Annotated in this window: 13 protein-coding genes; 9 read left to right on the top strand and 4 right to left on the bottom strand. The window is 72.8% G+C overall.

What is annotated here, in order from left to right:
- Window positions 1-143 precede the first annotated feature (143 nt).
- The 5 genes from ACWCP6_RS07400 to ACWCP6_RS07380 are packed head-to-tail and all read left to right on the top strand — an operon-like array spanning window position 144 to window position 8587.
- Window positions 144-2105 (top strand): trypsin-like serine peptidase, encoded by a 1962-nt coding sequence (locus tag ACWCP6_RS07400; RefSeq protein WP_450931398.1) that lies wholly within the window; start codon window positions 144-146, stop codon window positions 2103-2105.
- Window positions 2102-4603 carry a tetratricopeptide repeat protein gene (locus ACWCP6_RS07395; protein WP_450931397.1) on the top strand — a complete coding sequence of 834 codons (2502 nt, stop codon included), beginning with the start codon at window positions 2102-2104 and terminating at the stop codon, window positions 4601-4603. Before ACWCP6_RS07400 ends, ACWCP6_RS07395 begins: the two co-directional genes overlap by 4 nt.
- Window positions 4546-5994, top strand: a complete 1449-nt coding sequence (locus ACWCP6_RS07390) for a hypothetical protein (protein WP_450931396.1) — start codon at window positions 4546-4548, stop codon at window positions 5992-5994. The genes ACWCP6_RS07395 and ACWCP6_RS07390 overlap by 58 nt, the downstream gene beginning before the upstream one ends.
- The gene (locus ACWCP6_RS07385; RefSeq protein ID WP_450931395.1) at window positions 5991-7163 is read left to right on the top strand and encodes a hypothetical protein; all 1173 of its coding nucleotides are present in this window, start codon (window positions 5991-5993) and stop codon (window positions 7161-7163) included. The genes ACWCP6_RS07390 and ACWCP6_RS07385 overlap by 4 nt, the downstream gene beginning before the upstream one ends.
- On the top strand, window positions 7160-8587 hold the full coding sequence (locus ACWCP6_RS07380; RefSeq protein ID WP_450931394.1) for an alpha-glucoside ABC transporter substrate-binding protein: 1428 nt from the start codon (window positions 7160-7162) through the stop codon (window positions 8585-8587). Before ACWCP6_RS07385 ends, ACWCP6_RS07380 begins: the two co-directional genes overlap by 4 nt.
- Window positions 8588-8653: 66 nt before the next feature.
- Here the strand turns inward: ACWCP6_RS07380 and ACWCP6_RS07375 are convergent, their stop codons facing one another.
- Together ACWCP6_RS07375 and ACWCP6_RS07370 are read right to left on the bottom strand one after the other, a co-directional pair.
- Window positions 8654-10501, bottom strand: a complete 1848-nt coding sequence (locus ACWCP6_RS07375) for an MFS transporter (protein WP_450931393.1) — start codon at window positions 10499-10501, stop codon at window positions 8654-8656.
- A gap of 209 nt (window positions 10502-10710) precedes the next feature.
- Window positions 10711-13179 carry a D-alanyl-D-alanine carboxypeptidase gene (locus ACWCP6_RS07370; protein ID WP_450931392.1) on the bottom strand — a complete coding sequence of 823 codons (2469 nt, stop codon included), beginning with the start codon at window positions 13177-13179 and terminating at the stop codon, window positions 10711-10713.
- Window positions 13180-13751: 572 nt separating this feature from the next.
- On the opposite strand from ACWCP6_RS07370, the gene ACWCP6_RS07365 reads away from it, so the two are divergent.
- The 3 genes from ACWCP6_RS07365 (at window position 13752) to ACWCP6_RS07355 (ending at window position 16196) form a co-directional block, all read left to right on the top strand.
- Window positions 13752-14495, top strand: a complete 744-nt coding sequence (locus tag ACWCP6_RS07365) for a GOLPH3/VPS74 family protein (RefSeq protein WP_450931391.1) — start codon at window positions 13752-13754, stop codon at window positions 14493-14495.
- Window positions 14496-14882: 387 nt separating this feature from the next.
- Window positions 14883-15794, top strand: a complete 912-nt coding sequence (locus ACWCP6_RS07360; protein ID WP_450931390.1) for a helix-turn-helix domain-containing protein — start codon at window positions 14883-14885, stop codon at window positions 15792-15794.
- 207 nt (window positions 15795-16001) lie between these two features.
- On the top strand, window positions 16002-16196 hold the full coding sequence (locus tag ACWCP6_RS07355) for a DUF397 domain-containing protein (protein ID WP_450931389.1): 195 nt from the start codon (window positions 16002-16004) through the stop codon (window positions 16194-16196).
- A 242-nt stretch (window positions 16197-16438) separates the two neighbouring features.
- On the opposite strand, the gene ACWCP6_RS07350 is transcribed toward ACWCP6_RS07355, so the two are convergent.
- Window positions 16439-17266, bottom strand: a complete 828-nt coding sequence (locus ACWCP6_RS07350; RefSeq protein WP_450931388.1) for a hypothetical protein — start codon at window positions 17264-17266, stop codon at window positions 16439-16441.
- 189 nt (window positions 17267-17455) lie between these two features.
- Here ACWCP6_RS07350 and ACWCP6_RS07345 point away from each other — a divergent pair, with 189 nt between their 5' ends.
- Window positions 17456-18238 (top strand): SDR family oxidoreductase, encoded by a 783-nt coding sequence (locus tag ACWCP6_RS07345; protein WP_450931387.1) that lies wholly within the window; start codon window positions 17456-17458, stop codon window positions 18236-18238.
- A 6-nt stretch (window positions 18239-18244) separates the two neighbouring features.
- Here the strand turns inward: ACWCP6_RS07345 and ACWCP6_RS07340 are convergent, their stop codons facing one another.
- Window positions 18245-18652 carry a DUF3224 domain-containing protein gene (locus ACWCP6_RS07340; RefSeq protein WP_450931386.1) on the bottom strand — a complete coding sequence of 136 codons (408 nt, stop codon included), beginning with the start codon at window positions 18650-18652 and terminating at the stop codon, window positions 18245-18247.
- Window positions 18653-18678: the final 26 nt, after the last annotated feature.

The raw sequence follows: 18678 nt of genomic DNA, 5'->3' as shown, positions 1-18678 counted from the left end.
ACGGCGCGGTCGCCGTCGACGGGGGTGACCTCGTCGTACGCCGCCGCCCACGCGCGGGCCCGCTTCCGCGCGCCGGGCACGAGATCGGTCACCCCATGCATCCCAGGCGTCATTGTCCGTATCCGCGCCTATCCTGAGGAAACATGGAGGGGGATGCGGAAAGGGGTTCGGGGCGGGCCGACTCCCTCGGCGTACAGGGTGGTTGGCGGGTTCGATTACGCAGCTGGGACGCGCGCGGGCGCGGCCGGGTGCTCGGTGCCGGGGTGCTGCTCGGCAGGGACCGCGTGCTGACGTGCGCACATGTGGTCGAGGAGGACCCGGTCACGCACCGCCGCCCCGAGCGCGTCCAGGTCGAGCTGCTGCGCGCGGACCGGCCCCGGCGGGTGCAGCGGTTCACGGCGACCGTGATGGACGGCAACTGGCGGCCGCGGTTCGGGGACGACCAGGGCGACCTGGCCCTGCTAGCACTGGTGAGGCCGGTGCCCGAGGCGTCGCCGGTGACGCTGTTCCGGGCGGCCGGCTGGTACGGGGCGCCGGTCGGGATCCACGGCTTCCCGGCGGGCAGCGACGCGGACCCGTGGCCGACCGGCACGCACCTGGGTCCCGGCGGGCCGAGCGAGGAGTGGGACCGGATCGACCTCGACGGTGGCGGGGACCGGGCCCTGGCGGGGTTCGACGGCGCGGGCGTCGTCCTGAGGAACACCGACCGGGTGATCGGCGTCCTGGTCCGGGCCGATGCCGAGGGCCGCCGCGCCTACATGATCCCGACGTCCATCGTCGCCGCCTGCCTCCCCGGCGTCGCCCCTTTCGTGCACGGGGCGCGCACCATGTCCGACGAGGACGCGGTCCCCGCCGAGTACGCACTCACCGCGCGCCCCCACGCCCTCCAGCGGACGGTGCTGCGCTGGCTGCACGGCGACCCGGCGGACCCCGACGCCTGGGACGTCGAGGTGCTGTTCATCGGGTCCGACGACGAGCGGGCGCGGCAGGCGCTGCGACTGCTGCTCACCCTCGCCGACCGCGAGCGCGCGCCCCGCTTCTCCGCCGACCCGGCACGGCACGTGATCCCACGGCGGCGCAGCGGCGACGACCACGGACCCGCCGACGCACGGGGGCACATCGACGGACCCACCGACGGACACCTGCGCATCGACGGACACGGCACCGGCAACGGCGTGCCGAGGCGGGCGGCCCCGGCCACCGGCGCCACCGCACGGGGCGGTGCCCGGGACGGACGCCGTCTCTCCGGTGCCCCGCTGCTCGGCCAGGCCGGCATCACCCCGCGCGTCGGCAGCATCAGCCTCGTCCTCAATCTCGCCGGTACCTCGCTGGACCCGCCCGGAACCGCCTCCGTCCGGGAGGCGATGGAGGGGCTGAACGAGGCGCTGGCGCATGCCGGCAGCTACGCCGTGCGCCCGGCGATCGCCGTCCTCGGCGCCGACCGCAGCACCTCCGCCCCGTACGCCACGGCACACCGGCTGCACCAACTGGCCCTCGCAGGGGCCCGGTTGCTGATCGTGCTGGCCGGCCCGGACAGCGCGTTCGCCGACGAGATGGCCCGGCTGCTGCCCCCGACGCGGGCCGCGGACTGGCTGGACCGGATCGGCCGCCGGATCGGTGCCCTCGCGGAGGCCGAGATCTTCGTGAGCCACGTCTACGACACCGTGGAGGCCCATATCGCGGGACACCTGCGGCCGCCCGAGTACACCTCGGAGGCACGGCTGTGGCAGGCGCTGCTCGCGATGGACACCGAGCGTCACGGCGACCGGCCCGCCCCGGCGACGTATCTGGAACGGCTGTCGCACGGCGAACAGCGCATCGAGCGGCGGCTGTTGCGGGTCGAGCAGGCCGGCTGGGCGCTGGAGGCGCTGAGCGAGGAGCGGGACCGGCTGATCGGCATGCTGCACGCGTACCGGGCACGGCTGGTGCGCCACGGCCTCGGCGAACACCCCGGCGCCGTAGGCCCCTATCGCACGGCCCACCGCCATCTGTACGGCGGGCCGGTGACGCTGGAGGCGGCGGCCCGGGCGGTGGAGGAGTTCGTGACCGTGGTGCGCCGGCTCACCGGCAGGCGCCCGGAGGACGACGAGGAGGGCGGCCGATGACCGGCAGCGCACCCCTGACCGGCGCCACCCCGTGCCCGTTCGAGGGCTGCCCGGGCGCCGTCGAGCTCGGCCACTGTCTGGTGACCCTGGAGCGGGTCGACTTCACCACGCGGCAGCATTCGGCGGCGCCCTTCCCCAGCGAACCTGCGGGGGCGCGGGACCCGCTGCCGGTGGACGGCCCCGGGCGCCCGGCACGGGTCGTGATGCCGCCGGAGACCGCCGACCCGACGGCGCTGCCGGAGATCACCCTGGAGGAGCGGGCGGCCGGGCGGCGCGGGGACGGCGACCGGACCGACCCGCGCGTCGACCCGCTCAGCCTGCGCGTGCTGAAGCTCCCGCCGAGCGGCCTGCTCGCGGACCAGTACCGCGTGATCCGCCCGCTCGGCTACGGCGGCATGGGCCAGGTGTTCCTCGCGCTCGACAGCAACGTCGACCTGCGGGAGGTCGCCGTCAAGATCCTGCATCCCGAGCAGGGCACCGGCGCGGCGGTGCCACCGAGCATCCTGCTGCGCGAACGCAAGGAGCTCGTCGACCTCAATCACGACGACATCATCCGGGTCTACAACTACGGCCATCACCCGGGCGTCGGCGACTTCCTGGTGCTCCAGTACGTCGACGGGCTCACCCTCGACGAAGTGCGGGGACGGGCCCGCCGCGACCCGGACGAGTTCGGCGGGTCCCGCTTCCACGAGTTCGTCCTCGCGTACGGCATCAGGATCCTGTCGGCGCTCGGCTATCTGCATGCGGCGGGGAAGGTCTACGGCGACCTCAAGCCGGACAACCTCATGCACGACGGTGCCGCGACGAAGATCATCGATGTGGGCAGCGTGCGGGAGGCGGGCAGGCCCGGGCCGTACACGCTGGCGTTCCGGGCACCCACCGCCGGGCCGCGTGGTGAATACGGCCCCCAGGACGACCTGTTCAGCCTCGGCGAGACGCTGCGGGTGCTCAGCGGTCTGGGCACCCACCACCGGGAGCTGGCCGCGCTCGCCGCGGGCACCGGGCTCACCGCGTCGGCCGACCCGGACACCGGCCCGGAGCCGGCCACCGGCACGGCCCTGTCGTCCGGCCGTCTCGCGCACGCCGCCCGGCACATGACCGCGCCCGCCCCGGAGGGCCTCGGTCTGGTCTCCCTGGCGCGCGTGCTGCACCGGGCCACGCACGTCAAGCGCGAGGAGCGGTTCGCGCACGCCCAGGAGATGGAGCAGCAACTGCGCGGCGTGCTGCGCGAGTTGCGCTCGCTGCGCACCCGGGAGGAGACCTTCGAGCCGTCGCCGCTGTTCCTCCAGTCGTCGTACGCGCTGGACGCCCAGCTGGGCGCCGCTCCCCCCGTGTCCCGGTGGGCCACCGACGGCGCCCGCACGGCACGGCAGTACGATCCCCCGCCGTCGGGCGAGGTCGCGCGCGGCCTGCCGGTACCGCGGCCCGACCCCGAGGACCCGCAGCACGGTCCGCTCGACCGTCTCACCGACGACGACCCGGCGACGCTGCTCCAGCGCACCAGCACGCTCGACGGGTCCCCGGAGGTGCATCTGCTGCGCTGCCGCCTGCAGTTGCGTGCCGCGCAGGCGGCGGAGCGGACGCGGGACGCGTACGAGGCGGGCATGACCGAGGCGGCCGCGGAGCTGGACAAGGCCATCACGACGCTCGGCATGTCCCGCGTCCCGTACGACTGGCGCATCGACTGGCACCGTGGGCTCCTCGCGCTCGCCCAGGACCATGTGCGCGTCGCCCGCGACCACTTCGACCGCGTGTACGCGGCGATACCGGGCGAGTACGCGCCGAAGCTGGCCCTCGGGCACTGCGCGGAGCGGCTCGGCGAGTGGCAGGCCGCGCTGACCTTCTACGAGGCGGTGCGGCTGCGCAACCCGTCGCTGGGCAGCGCCGCCTTCGGCACCGCACGCGCCCTGCTCCACCTGGGCGGGCCGAATCCGGCACGCAGCGCGATCCGCGCCCTGCACAAGGTGCCGAACCACTCCCGGCACCACACGGCCGCCCGCGCCGCGGCCGTGCGGATCAGCGTCGCCCACACCGTCGACGCACGCGACCTCGGGACGGTCCTGAACCGGCTGGCCCGGCTCTTCCACGAGCACGGCCTCACCGACGAGCAGGCCCGTATGCGGATGACCACGGCCGTCTGGGAGAAGGCGCGGGAACTCCTCGACGCGGGTGCGCTCACCGGGGCCGATCTGGCCACGCTGCACAGCGAGGCCGACCCGCGGCTCGGCTTCCCCGCCGACCGCACGGGACTCGGCACGGACCTGTCGCGGCTGTACCAGGGCCTCGCGCACCAGGTGGCCCGGTCGCCCGACGCGGTCCCCGGCTGCGGGGTCGACACCGGAGCGCTCGCGGAGCGGCTGCTCGACCTGGCCTACGGCGTACGCCCGGTGAGCTGGCGTCACCACAGGGACAGTCCATGGTTCGGGAGGAGGGCGATCGCATGGCTGCGGACCGTGGCAGCGGAGCGGGCGAGGAGCACGACGCCACCGTCGCGCTGAGGGTGGACCAGGAGGAGGAGGTGCCCGAGCCGGCCGACCCCCGCACGCCGTCCCGGGTGTACGCGGTGGTCTCCATGACGGTGCGCAGGAACCGGGCGAGGGCCGGGGAGGCAGCCGCCGGCCGTGGCGCCCGGACCGGGGCGCCGCCCGTGGCCACGGTGCTGCTGATCAGCCACGCGTCGTCCATGGTGAGCCGGGCCGGCCGGATGGCTGCGGCCCGCACCGCCGCCCTCGCCGCGCTGGAACGCCTCCCGGACGGTGCCGAGTTCGCGGTCGTCGCGTGCAGCGACCGGACCGAGACGGTCTATCCGGCCACGGGGGACGGCTTCGCCGTCGCGGGCGGACGGACCCGGCGGGAGGCGGCCGAGGCGCTGCGGCGGCACGCCCCGGGCGGCGGCACCGCCATGGGCCTCTGGCTCGACCACGCCCGCCGGCTGTTCGAGCGGATCCCCGCGGACCGGCGCGACGGCTGCGTACGGCATGCGCTGCTCCTCACCGACAGCGGCAACGACCCCGCGTACGAGACCCCCGAGCAGCTACGGGGGCGCATCGACGGATGCCGGTCCCTCTTCCAGTGCGACGTCGTCGGGATCGGGGACGCGTGGGAGAGCCCCGAACTCCTCGGGGTCACCGAGGCGCTGGAGGGGCAGGCCCGTACCGTCGAGGACCTGGCGCGGCTCCCGGAGGCGCTGACCGAGCTCACCGCACAGGCCCTGTCCCGCGATGTCACGGGCCTGCGGCTGCGGCTGCGGCTCGGCAAGGACGTCACGCTGCACTCGGTGGAGCGCGTGCACCCCAGCCGGGTCGCCCTGTGGTCGTCGGACACCGATCTGACGGCCGTCCACCGGGGCGCCGGCGGGCCCGTGCAGTGGTACGACACAGGACCGTGGGGCGAGGAGCACCGCGAGTACCTGCTGAGCGCCACGGCCCCCTTCCGGCCCTCGCAGCGCGGCGTGCGGCTGCTGCTGGCGTCGGTGGGCGTGGACCGGGCCGGGTCCGGCTCCCCGCGGGTGCGGCTGCCGGCCCCGGCCGGTGTCCATCTGCGCTGGGGCGGCGCCGCGCACGCGGCGCCGGCGGGCGGCAGGTCGCGGAACCCGCGGGTGCAGCACTACCGCGACGAGCAGGCGCTGCGGGACGCCTTCGAGGCGGGCTGCGCCGCGCTCCAGGCCGGCGAGCGCCGCGCCGCCGAGACCCACTTCGGCCGCGCCTGGTCGCTGGCGGCCGCGGTCGGCAACGCCGACATGCGCCGCCATCTGCGGGGCCTGGTCCGTGTCCTCGACTCCGAACAGGGCGAGGTCCGCCTGCGCTCCGCCATCCCGAAGCTGGACCTCGCGGCGACCCGCGTCCAGGCCAGCATGAGCGTGCGCTGGTACGAAGGGCAGGAGCCGTGACGGAATCCCGCCGGAGCACGGCGCTCCGGGCGCGCTCGCGCCATCTACCGGCCGTCGCCGCCGCGGTGGGCGCCCGGCTGTGGGCGTACCTCTGGCCCGAGCGGGTCCCGCGCCGCAACCGCACGTATCTGCGCGACCGGCTGATCGCGCTGCCGGTGCTCGCCGTCGTCGCGTTCACCTCGTTCGGCTGGGCGTACGCGCAGGTGCGCTCCGACACCGACTATCTGCGTGGCCGGGTCGCACCCGCACTGGTCGGTCTGGCCGACGCCAAGACGTCCCTGCAGATCGCGCACCACGAGGCCGAGGACAGCCTGGCCGACGGGCAGGCCGCCCGGCTGAGCGGTCTGAGCGACGAGTACGGACTGCGGATGACCCGCAGCGCCCAGCAGCTCGACCAAGTCGCGCGCTCCGGCGCCCTGACGCCGCCGGAGCAGCAGAAGCTGAGCGTCACCCGGGCACTCGTCGAGAAGTACGGCTCCTACATCAGCCGCGCGGAGGGCGACGCGGACGACCCGGCGCTGCGCACCGCCGAACTGTCCTACTCCCGGACCATCCTGTGCACCCATCTCCGGCCCAACGACCTCACGAAGCAGTGCCGGGCCGACCGGGGCTACCGGGCGACCACCGTCGTGGACCAGATCTCGGCGCTGGAGCAGGCCCTGCACGGACGCCTCGCGGAGCGGGCGGCCTGGGGCGACGGGGTGCTGGCTGCGGCCGGAGGGTCGCTGGTCGCGTTCGCGCTGCTCGTGTTCGGCCTGTGGCGGACCCTGAGCTTCCTGCACCGCAGATTCCGGGTCCGGCCGAGCCTGCCGCTGCTGCTGGCCGCGCTGCCGCTGGCGGCCGTGCCGCTGCTCACCGTCGACGCCGTGCTTGCGCAACACGCCCAGCACACGGTCGTCGGCGATGCCCGCACGCTGTCCGAGGAGACGACGCCGCAGATCGAGATCAGCGCCGAGGACGACGCGCCCGGCGACGTCGATCGGCACTCCATCGAGCGACTGGGCGGCGGCATCGACCACGAGCTCGCCGCGGGCCGCGTCCCGGGCGTGCCCGGGGCCGCGCCCTACGTCGTCCCGGTGGGACTGCTGAGCGCGGCGGTCACCGGGGCCGCGCTGCACATGTACCGACGCGAGTACCTCCTCGTCACGCGCCCGGGGGCCGTCACATGAAGCTGCCGCACAGGAAGCCCGCGCCCATGGAGCAGGTGTCGACGGAACCGGCACCCACCACACCGGCGCACGCCGGTCCCCCAGGTCCCGGACGGTCCCGTCCGAGGCCGCCGCGTCCCGGGCGCCCGCGTCCCGTCAGGGCGCTGCGCACCGCGCTCGTGCTCTGTCTGCTCGCGCTGACGGCGCTGTCCTCCGGGGGGTGTGCCCGGGGCGGCCACACCACGCTGCGGGTGCTCGGGCCGTGGACGGGCGACGAGGGCAAGGCGTTCGCCGCGACGCTCCGCACACTGGACCACGACGGCTACACCTACACCTACGAGGGCACGAGCTCGCTCCGCGAGACGCTGGTCGCGCAGCTGGAGGCCGGCGACCCGCCGGACGTGGCGATCCTCAACAGCATCGGCGAGCTGAGCGACTACGCGCGCCGTCACAAGGCCTTCCCGCTCAGAGGGGGAGCGTCGAAGCGCGCCTATGCGCCGTGGGCGCCGACCCTGCTGGTCGACGGCGTCCGTGACACCTACTGGGTGCCCCTGAAGGTCGATCTGAAGAGCCTGGTGTGGAGCAAGCGGGGCACGCCGAGCAGCGACCGCCGCTGGTGCGTGGGCCTGGCGTCGCAGGCCACGTCGGGCTGGCCGGGCACGGACTGGATCGAGGACATCCTGCTGCACCGGTCGGGCCCGCAGGTCTACGGCCAGTGGGCGACGGGACAGCTCCACTGGAACCGCAGCCCGGTCCGGGAGGCGTTCACCACCTGGGCGTCGCTGCTCGGCAGGCGTTCCGCGGACTCGATCCGCCGGTCGCTGACGACGTCGTACATGGGCCCGTCGGACGGCAGGGACGGACAGCCGCGCGGCCTGCTCAACTCGATGGACTGCGCGCACGAGCACGAGAACGCCTACATCCGGTACGTGTACGCGAGGACCCCCGTCCGATGGGAGCCGTCGGCGCGCTATCTGCCCGGGCCGAGCGAGTACGACGGGGCGTACGAGGTGTCCGGCGACATGGCCGCCGTGTTCAAGGACAGCGACGCGGCGCAGGAACTCGTCGACGAGCTCTCCGGGCCGAAGGGCCGCAGCCTGTGGATGCGGACGGCGGGCACCGCCGTCCGCCCGCTGTTCCCCTCGGAGCAGGACCCGCAGCCGCAGGACGAGATCGGCAAGGAGGTGGCGCATCAGCTCTCCGGACAGAACGGCCAGGCCACGGAGCTCTGCTTCGACGCCTCGGACGTGATGCCTCCGCAGCTGCGGGACGCCTTCTACCGGGCGGTCCTGAAGTACTTCGACAACTACCAGACCGGCCCCGGAGAGCTGACCGCCCTGCTGGACGAACTGGATCAGGTGCAGTCCAGGGTGAAGGGGGCGGACCGGACCGGGCCCCCGCTGGACGGGATCTGCGCGCACCCGGCGTCCCAGCGGTCTGGGTGACCGCCGGGGGATGCCGTACGGACGGCGCCGGGCTCGCGGGGCGCGGCGTGCGCGGGGGCTGGAGCCCTAGCGCAGCTCCTCCGGGCAGGGGGTGCCGCGGGGCAGCTGGTAGAGGGCGGCGAGCCGGTAGGTGCCGGGGCGCGGGGCGAGGAGTTCGGTCCACCGGTCGCCGGCCGTGTCCTCGGCGGTCTCCACCAGACAGCCGTTGACGTTGTCGTACGTCTTCGGCAAGCCGTTGGCGCTCTGCTTGGACTCCTCGGTCTCCTGCGGCGGCTGCACGGCCTTGCCGTGCTCGTCGACGAGGCCGAGCCAGGGCGAGTACGAGACCCGGATGAGCACCCGGCCGGGCCGCTTCACCTCGATGGTCAGCTCGCCCTGTTCGGCGCGGTCGACGACGGCGGGCGGATCGGCGAGCGGGGTCGCGTCGGTGACCTGGAACAGCCGCCAGTTGGAGTCGCCCCAGATCTGCCGCAGGTACGGCTGGCCGCGCAGCACGAGCTGACGCTCGCGTTGACCGCCGTCGCCGTCCGGTTCGCCCGCCGGCAGCACGACGTAGTGGACGGCCCAGCGCTGGAGCCACTCGTGGTAGTTCGCGGAGTTGAGCGTGTCGTCGTAGAAGAGCGGGTTGCGCTCCATGTCGGCCTGACGGTTCCACCCGCGGGCGAGGTTCACGTACGGGGCGAACGCGGAGGCCTCGCGGTGGCTGCGGGCCGGGACGATCTCGACGCGGCCCTTCTCGGCGTGCGTCTTCTGCAGCTGGTTGATGAGGGGCGCGAGCTCGCGCGCCCCCAAGGCCTTGGGCGTGGTGTGCACGATGTCGTCGACGGTCTTGATCCCGATCCACACGGTGAACCCGGTCAGGGCGACGACGAGGGCGTACCACTTGCGGGAGCGCGGCACGGTGTACGGGAGGGCGGCGACCAGGGCGACACCGGCGAAGAGCATCGCGAGCCGGGTGATGTTGGAGCCGATCTGCGAGCTGATCAGCCAGGTGAGGAGCACGGAGATGGCGTACACACCGGCGGTGAACCGCACGGTCGCCCAGTCCTTGGGCGAGAGCGCCAGAACCAGCACCGCGAACAGCACCGGCAGCAGCATGGACCAGAAGGACATCGGCTGCGTACCGGAGAAGGGGAACAGCAGGGCGGACAGGCCCACCACCACCGTGGGCGCGAGGCCCAGGGCGTACGCCCCCGGCCGCCGCTTCTCCAGGAACAGCGCGACCGCGATCAGCCCGACGAACAGCCCGGCCACGGGTGACGAGGCGGTCGCCAGCGCGGCCAGCGGCGCCGCGACGGAGGCCTTGGCCCAGCGCCGGTGGCGCCACCGGTACGGCCAGCAGAACACCGCGGCGACGGCCGCGAGCGCGAACATCGTGCCGAGCCCGAACGTCACACGGCCGGACACGGCGTTGCACCACAGCCCGAACACACCCGCGAGCGCGGGCCACAGGGGCTCGCGCACCGCCCGGCTGCGGACCAGCACGAGCGTGAGCAGTCCGGCGGACGCCGTGCCCGCGAGCATCATCGTCGTCCGCACGCCGAGCAGCGACATCAGATACGGCGACACGACGCTGTACGACACCGGGTGCATACCGCCGTACCAGGCGAGGTTGTACGCCGAATCGGGGTGCCGCCCCACGAACTCCGCCCAGGCGTCCTGCGCCGCCAGGTCACCGCCACTGTTGGCGAACGCGAAGAACCAGACGACGTGCAGGACCGCCGCGAGGGCGGTGATGGCGAGGACGGGGCGCTCGGCCGACCGGTCCACGAGGTCCTGCAGGAACCGGCGTGCCCGGCCGGCACGCGACGGCTCGCCGTCCGGCACCGGGGGCGACGACGGTATTCGCGGACGCTTCCCCTCGTCGACGTCCGTTCCGGTCCCGCCGGCCCGCGTCGGCTCCGCAGTGGCCACTGATGGCACTCCCCGTGTCTGTTCCCTTGTCGGCCTGTGCCGTCCCGGCCGGAGCCAGCCGGACGACGCTAACACGCACCATGCTGGCCGCCCGGGCCCCCGGCAGCCAGTCGTCGGCACGACGGATGTGCCCGCAGGGGCGGCCCCGTCGCGCACCACGGCCGCGGCCCCCGCACCGCTCACGGTACGGGGGCCGCGGCCCACGGCGACTACCCCAGACGGGTCAGCTTGGCGCCGAAGCCCGGCTCCGCCAGGTCCTTCTGGAGGGCCACCGGGACCTCGACGGCGCCGCCGGTGCCGTCGCCGACGCTGAGGACGCCGACCTTCGTGCCCGCCTTCGCCTCGTGCGGCAGCGCCTTGCCGTCGTCGTCCAGCTCCAGCTTCACGGTCAGCCCGGCCCAGCCGACGGCCGACACGTCCTTGGTCGCGACGACCGGCGTGGTCCCGCCGAGCCCGTCGTCGACGACGCCGACGACGTCGCCCTTCTTCACGACGGCCTTCGACTCCAGGACGCCCCGCGCGGCCTGCATCAGCTTGTCGCCCGCGTCGAGCGCGCCCGTCAGGATCGAGTTGTCGCGCGCGGCCGGGGGCTGCGCGAGGACGGCGCCGACGACGATCTGCGTCGTGCCGCCGATGTCCTGGCGCGCGGCGAACATCAGGTTGCCGCCCGCCTTGGTGGTCGTACCGGTCTTGATGCCGATGACGCCGTTGACGGGAACGAGGCGGTTCCAGTTCGGCTGGTTCTTGCCGTTGATGTCCTTGTAGGAGGGCATCCGGACGACCTCGCGGAACAGCTTGTTCTCCATCGCCTTCTTGGCCAGCTTGACCTGGTCGACGGCGGTGCTCACGGTGCTCGCGGTCAGACCCGACGGGTCGGTGTACGTCGTGTTGGTCATGCCGAGTTCCTTGGCCGTGGCGTTCATCTTCTTGACGAACGCCGCCTCGGAACCCGCGTCCCAACGCGCCAGCTGACGGGCGATGTTGTTCGCGGACGCAAGCATGATCGCCTGAATGGTCTCGCGCTGGGTCAGCTTCTGGCCCTTGGTCACATCGACCGTGGACTCGCCGGCCGACACCAGCTTGGCGTCGTCCTCGGCCTTCTGGTCCATGGTGATCAGCGGCCCGTCGGTGCCGTCCTTGACCGGGTGGTCGCGCAGCACGATGTACGCGGTCATGACCTTGGCCACGCTCGCGATCGGCACGGGCTTCTGCTCGCCGGAGGAGCCGAAGGTTCCGATGCCGTCGACCTCCATCGCGGCCTGGCCGGCGCTCGGCCACGGGATGGACGGCTTGTCACCGGAGAAGACGAAGGTCTCGTCGGCCGTGAGCGACAGCGTCGGCGCCGGCAGCGGACGGACCGCCTGCACGATCGCGAGGACGACCACCAGGAGCGCCAGCAGCGGCGTCCAGATCTTGACCCGGCGCACGGCGGTGCGCAGCGGAGTCTCCGGAGGCGGCGGCGTGTTCGTCAGCTCGGCGAGCAGATCGAGCGGCGGCCTCGGCGGCAGCGGCTGCTGCGTGGTCTTCTCCGGCCCGACGTACGCCTTGGGCCCGGCCGGCGGGGCGGGCTCCTCGGCCACGGGCTTCTTCGGCGCAGCGGGCTTCTCCGGCGCGGCCGGCTGCTTCGGCGGCGCGGGCGCGTCCAACGACTTCAGCGCGACGAACTTGCTGGTCCGCTCGGAGTCGGACTCGGCACCGGGCTTCCCCTTGCCCGCGTCGTCGCCCTTCCCGGCAGTGCCGGCACCGTCGGCCTTCCCCGGCGCACCGGTGCCCTGGCCCTTCTCCGGCCGTCCGGTGTCCTCGGCCTTGCCCGCCTTCTCGGCCCAGCTCGGCTTCCGGGTCTGCTCGGCCTTGCCGGCCTGCTCCGCCTTGCCGGCCTGCTCCGCCTTGCCGGCCTTGTCGCCGATCTTCAGCATCGTCGTCGGCTGGTCGACGGGCGGCTTCACGGCCCGGAAGATGGCAGTGGCCTGGTCGACGGCACGCCGGTCGCCCTTCTCGGCGTCCGGACCGGACTTCCCGGCGGGCGCCTCGGCCTTGGCCGCGGGCACGTCGGGCTTCTCGGCGTCGGGCTTCTCGGCGTCGGACTTCCGCGAGTCCGCGCCGGGCTTCTCGGCATCCGCCTTCCCGGAGTCCGCGCCGGACTTCTCGGCGGGACCGTCGGACGTCACGGCGCCCGCGCCGGGCTTCTCGGCGCCGGGCTTCTCGGCACCGGACTTCTCGGTGCCCGACTTCGCGGCGTCCACGCCGGACTTGGCCTTCGCGCTGTCGGCATCGGCGGCGCGGTCCGCATCGGCCGCATCGGCCGTGGGGCCGTCCTCGGCCGACGAGCCGTAGGCGGAGCCGTCAGCGTCGTCCGCCTCGTCCGTCGACCTGGCGGAAGCTTCCTTCGGCTCCCCCTCGCCGTTTCCGTCGCCCGAAATCCACGCGGCGACCGCAGCCTTCAGCCGCGCGTCACCCTCGCCGTCGGCATCGGCATGCGCCTTGCCGTCGGCGTCCGCCTTGCCGTCGGCGTCCGCCTTGCCGTCGCCGTCGGCGTCGGCGTGCACGTCGCCGCCGTCGCCGTCATCAGCGCCGTCGCGCCCACCGTCCCCCGAGGCATCCGCCCCGGCCTCCGCAGGCTCCTCGGCCTCGGCGCCCTCGGCGGACTTCGCGCCCCCGGCGGACTCCGTACCGTCCACGGACCGCGGGTCATTCGCGGGCTCTTCGCCCCCCGATGCCCGGGAGGACGTCCCGGCCCCCTCGGATCCCGCACCCCCGGCGGAATCCGTGGAGTCCGCGGACTCCGTGGGGTCCCCTGCGTCCGGAGAGGACTTCTCCGGTGCAACCACGGACCCCAGCATCAGCGTCTTCCCGCCCGAAGACCCCGAGTCCTCGGAAGCCGACCCCCCTGCCTCCCCCCGGGAGAACATCGCAACACGCGGGTCATGGTCGCCGTCCGACGACTTCTGCTGCTTCGACCTGTCGGGGGACTCGCCCGCCACCGATGCCTCCTTCATACGCCCCTGCACCGTGTCCTCAACCACTCAAATGCCACGAGATGCCACCCCGAACCCCCCTGGGCTCCCAACAGCCGAAGGGAGCCGCGGACTCCACCGGTCCGCTACATCTACCAGTGTCCTGTGTGCGAGCCCGGCCGACCTGCTAGACGAGAACGACATAGCTACCGGTTCCATGACAAAGCCCCCTCGCACCCTCGACAGACCAATGTGAGAGGGGTCACCCTGTCATTCATCCACGCGGGGAGGCATGGATGGGCAGGAGCCGCAGAACAATTCCGGAGGAGCTTCTGCTGCTCGCTCTGGACCCGACCACGGGTACCACAGCGCAGCCGCAGTCGCTCGACCTCGGTCTGGCCGGTGCACAGCTAGTGGAGCTGGCGCTCGCCGGACGGATAGCCCCAGACGGGGATCGTATCGCCGTGGTCGTGCCACGGCCGACAGGAGATCCGACATTGGACTGTGCGTTGGAACTGCTCCGCAGGCGCGGGGCACCCGTACGCGCGGTGCACTGGATCGGCGGGCCCCGCCTGGGGCTGCGCCAGACGTATCTCTCGCATCTGGAGCGGTGCGGCATGGTGCATGCCGTGCCCGGCCAGATGTGCGGGGTACTGCCGACGACTCGCTACCAGGCGACGGACACGGCGATCAGCCGGGAGATCAGGGCCCGGCTGGATTCGGCGATCCGCACCGGCGTACCGCCGGACCCGCGGACCGCGGCGCTCGCCGCGCTGGCCCACGCGGTCGGCCTCGGCAAGCACCTCTACCCGGGCAACGAGGGGCGCTCATCGCGTTCCCGGCTCCGGGACCTGATCAGGCACGACCCCATGGGCGGACTCGTGGCGCACGCCGTGATGGACGTCCAGAACGGCGCGGCGGCACAGCCACGCCGGAGCCCGGCCCCCGGCAGCCGCCAGGGAGCCAGGCCCGCAGCGGCCCAGGACAGGGTCCCGCTGCAACCGCACCGCGGGTCCATGGCACGCGCCGTGGCCCACTGAACCCCCCTCACAAGCACCGCAGTCCTCCGACCCGGTTCGGGAGCCGCTGGGCCGCGCGGGGCGATGACCGGGACCGTCGGGACGACGGCTCCGGGCCGCCGCCCCGCGCGGCCGCGTTCCGCCACGCCGGTTCGCGAACGCCGCGGGCGCCGGCGCCGCCGTCGGTGCTGTCGGCGCTGTCGGTGCCGCCGATGACACCGAAGACGTGGTATCCAACGGAACTGCCGAGCCATCAGCCGCATATCCGTTGTTTTCCAGCGGTAGAAAGCCCTTTGGTGGCAATCTGCTGAACAGCAGATACGCATAGTTGCGGGCACGTTGTGGACGGCGGGCGGAATGCCGGCGGTCGACGGCGAGCAGCAGCAGTGAGCCGGAGGTGCACGTTCCGTGGCGTCCAATGTCAATCCCACGGTGAGGCGACGCCGATTGGGCCAGGAGCTGCGCCGGCTCCGTGAGCTCAAGGGCATGACGGCGGAGGAGGTGGCGGAACGGCTGCTCGTCTCCCAGTCGAAGATCAGCCGGCTGGAGAACGGCCGCCGCAGCATCAGCCAGCGCGATGTGCGCGACCTGTGCGGGGTGTACGAGGTCGAGGACCACCGGATCGTCGAATCGCTGATGCAGATGGCCAAGGATTCCCGCCAGCAGGGCTGGTGGCATTCCTTCGGCGACATTCCGTACAGCGTCTACATCGGCCTGGAGACGGATGCCGCGTCCCTGCGCGTCTACGACCCCCAGGTCGTTCCGGGCCTGCTGCAGACGCGGCCCTATGCCGAGGCGCTGATCGCGGGCGCGCTTCCGGAAACCGCGCAGAGCGACGTGGAGAAGCGGGTCCAGGTGCGGATGCGCCGCCAGGAGCGGATCAGGGCCGAGGAGAATCCGCTGCGCCTGTGGACGGTGCTGGACGAGGCGGCGCTGCGCCGCGTCGTGGGCAACCGGACGCTGATGCGCGAGCAGTTGGAGCACCTGGTCGAGCAGTCGCTGCTGCCGCATGTGACGGTCCAGGTCATTCCGTTCCACATGGGCGCCCATCCGGGGCTGAACGGCCAGTACGCGATTCTGGAGTTCCCGGACGCCGCCGATTCCAGCGTGGTCTACATCGAGGGCGTCACGAGCGACCTTTATCTGGAGAAGGCGAACGACGTCCAGAAATACAGCGTCATGTACGAGCATTTGCGGGCGCAGGCGCTGAACGTGGACCAGTCGCGGCAATTCATCGCCAAGATCGCCAAGGAGTATGCGAGGGAGTACGGCCACGGCGAGCGCGGCGACGACTTCGAAGGACTGGGTGGGATCGGCTGATTAAATGCACCCTGGAGTCATGGGAACGCTCCCAGCGGGAAGGCGCCGCACGGTACACCTTCGCCACATCGGGGCGGAAGACCCCCATGGAATATGCCATCCGGTTGAGTGAATGGCCGCTTCGCGCCTCGAGGCGGACGAGTAGCGTCGATCACGCCATCAGGCAGCACTCGACATCAGCTCGACAACAGTTAGGCCGGAACAGTCATGGCAATTCACCAGGGCGCCACCGACTCGTGGACGAAGTCGTCGTACTCCACGGGCAACGGTGCGTGCGTCGAGGTCAAGTCCCCCGTTCTGCACGCGATCGCCGTGCGTGACTCCAAGGCCCCCGAGGGCCCGTCCATCGCCTTCACGCCGGACTCCTGGACCGCGTTCGTCGCGCGCTTCAGGCAGCACTGAGGCAGAGGCGACCACAGGACGCCCCTGCACGCACCAGCACCACGGATTGAGCCCTCTCGACTGGCCCGCCGTCCCGGCCGAGGGGGCTCGGCTTTTTTCCGGGCCCGGCTTTCCCCAGGGCCCGACGCTGCCCGGGCCCGGTCTTCCCCGGGCCCGGCTGTTCAGGGCCGACACTGCTTCCGGCCCCGGCCCCGGCCGCTTCCGGTCACCGGCATCGCTTCCGGCCCCGGCCGCTTCCGGGCTCAGCGCAGCTGGTCCACGTACCGGTCCGTGCCCGGCACCGTGGGGATGAACGGCGCGACCAGTTCCACCCGCCCCGACTCCCCCGCGTGCAGCCCCGTGAAGTGCTCCCAGCACTCGCGCGGGTCGCGCTCCAGGAACCACAGCAGGGTCAGCCGGGTGTCGACCCCCTCGACCTGCTTGACGTAGGTCATCCGGTCGCCGGGCAGCGGGGTCGGCCGGAACATCGTGACCATCGCGGCGGGCGACCCCGCCAGCCGCCGGGGGAGCTCCCTGGCACGCAGCCACTCCAGCAGCTGCGCCCGCTGCTCGGGCCCGTCGGTGTCGATCACCTCGACGACCAGGCCGGCGTAGGGATGGTCGAGGGCGTGCACGTCGCGCGGGCCCGCCGCCCCGTCGCGGTAGACGGTCGCCTCGTGGTCCTGGAAGGCCGTGAAGACATGGGTGCGCTCCTGGTGGACGCGGGCGTCACGGTTGAGGCGCTTGTTGATCGCCACGGTCCACTTCATGTGCTCGTCGTAGCGGCCCTCGGTGATCCAGTACGTGGAGAGGTAGCACCCGGCGGTCACGGGCTGGGCGACTGCCGACTTCTCGGGGTAGCGCAGCAGCTGGAGGTCCCGGGTGGCGACCCAGCGCCGGCCCGCGTACATCCACGGCATGGCCATCGCGCCCGCGTAGTAGTGGTCGTCCTCGTACCAGCGGTTGTACGCGTACTCATGGCCCGGATGCGGCTCGACCATGGTGATCAGGGCATGCCCCGGGCGCACCCCGTAGGGGCCGACGGCGGCCAACTCCGCGTAGACCTCGGGCCGTGTGTCCTCCTGACCCATCACGACTCCCCTTCCTCCCGCCGGCACGGGCACGCGCACCGTCACGCACACGATCACGGGCACGAGCACATGCAGGACCTGAGCGCTCCGCGGGCTCCCCCGGGGCGCTGCACGAGCCTTCCGTCCTCCACCGGACGCCCTTACTCTGACGCCCCGTCAGACAATGCGCCAGTGCCGGGAGGGGACCGAATGCTGCTGAACGGGAAGACCGTCATCGTGTCCGGTGTGGGCGCCGGGCTCGGCCATCAGGTCGCCGCCGCGGTCGTACGCGACGGCGGCAACGCGGTGCTCGGCGCACGCACGGAGGCGAACCTCGCCAAGTCGGCGGCCGAGATCGACCCGAAGGGCACCCGCACCGCGTACCGCACGACGGACATTACCGACGAGACGCAGTGCGAGGCACTGGCGGCACTGGCAGCCGAGCGCTTCGGCCGGATCGACGCGGTCGTCCACGTCGCCGCCTGGGACAGCTACTTCGGCGGCGTCGAGGATGCGGACTTCGGCACCTGGCAGCAGGTCGTCGACGTCAACCTGCTGGGCACGCTCCGGATGACCCGCGCCTGCCTGCCCGCCCTGAAGGAGCGCGGCGGCTCGGTCGTCATCATCGGTACGCAGTCGTCGGTGGCCGCGCCCTCCCAGGTCCGGCAGGCGGCGTACGCGGCGTCGAAGGGCGCGCTCACCTCCGCCATGTACTCGCTCGCCCACGAGGTCGGCCCCCACCGCATCCGGGTCAACACGGTGCTGCCGGGCTGGATGTGGGGGCCGCCGGTCGAGGCGTACGTGCAGTTCACCGCCCACACCGAGGGCGTGCCGGAGGCCGAGGTGCTGGAGCGGCTGACCTCGCGCATGGCGCTGCCCGAGCTCGCCACCGACGGGGACGTGGCGGACGCGGCGGTGTTCCTGGCGTCCGACCGGGCGCGGGCGATCACCGGCCAGTCCCTGCTGGTGAACGCGGGCGAACTGATGCGGTAGCCGCGGTCACTCCAGGTCGTAGTCGAAGGTGTAGGGGAAGGGCGACTCGCCGGGGCGGTAGGTGAAGATGCCGGTGCCGCGCAGCCCGGTGAGTTCTCCGGTGGCCGTTCCCGGCACGACCTCGAAGGAGCACTGCACGGAGCCGTCCTCCTCGAAGGTGCCGCGCTCCTCCACGACGAAGGAGCCGTCCCGTCCGTCCAGCGTGCCGGCCAGCCGCTCCATGCCGGCGAAGGCGCCGGTCTTCTCGGTGCCGTAGACGATGGTGTACTCGCAGGTCGTGGCGGCGGCCTCGATGCCTCCGGAGAAGGTGTTGGTGACGGAGGCGCGGGCGAGCTTCGGGCGTACCCCGTCCGAACCGATGACGCTCTCCTCCCAGTTGGCGTAGCTGATCCGGCCGGTGGTCCTCACGGGCATGGGGGTCCTCTCGATCGGGCCGCACG

It is taken from the genome of Streptomyces sp. NPDC002004 (genome assembly GCF_053593975.1).
This window is presented reverse-complemented; position numbering and strand designations above follow the sequence as displayed.

Excerpts from the sequence above, each read along its gene's own strand:
- ACWCP6_RS07400 (WP_450931398.1), top strand. The coding sequence starts at position 144 with ATGGAGGGGGATGCGGAAAGGGGTTCGGGGCGGGCCGACTCCCTCGGC.
- ACWCP6_RS07395 (WP_450931397.1), top strand. The coding sequence starts at position 2,102 with ATGACCGGCAGCGCACCCCTGACCGGCGCCACCCCGTGCCCGTTCGAG.
- ACWCP6_RS07390 (WP_450931396.1), top strand. The coding sequence starts at position 4,546 with ATGGCTGCGGACCGTGGCAGCGGAGCGGGCGAGGAGCACGACGCCACC.
- ACWCP6_RS07380 (WP_450931394.1), top strand. The coding sequence starts at position 7,160 with ATGAAGCTGCCGCACAGGAAGCCCGCGCCCATGGAGCAGGTGTCGACG.
- ACWCP6_RS07365 (WP_450931391.1), top strand. The coding sequence starts at position 13,752 with ATGGGCAGGAGCCGCAGAACAATTCCGGAGGAGCTTCTGCTGCTCGCT.
- ACWCP6_RS07355 (WP_450931389.1), top strand. The coding sequence starts at position 16,002 with ATGGCAATTCACCAGGGCGCCACCGACTCGTGGACGAAGTCGTCGTAC.
- ACWCP6_RS07350 (WP_450931388.1), bottom strand. The coding sequence starts at position 17,266 with ATGGGTCAGGAGGACACACGGCCCGAGGTCTACGCGGAGTTGGCCGCC.
- ACWCP6_RS07345 (WP_450931387.1), top strand. The coding sequence starts at position 17,456 with ATGCTGCTGAACGGGAAGACCGTCATCGTGTCCGGTGTGGGCGCCGGG.
- ACWCP6_RS07340 (WP_450931386.1), bottom strand. The coding sequence starts at position 18,652 with ATGCCCGTGAGGACCACCGGCCGGATCAGCTACGCCAACTGGGAGGAG.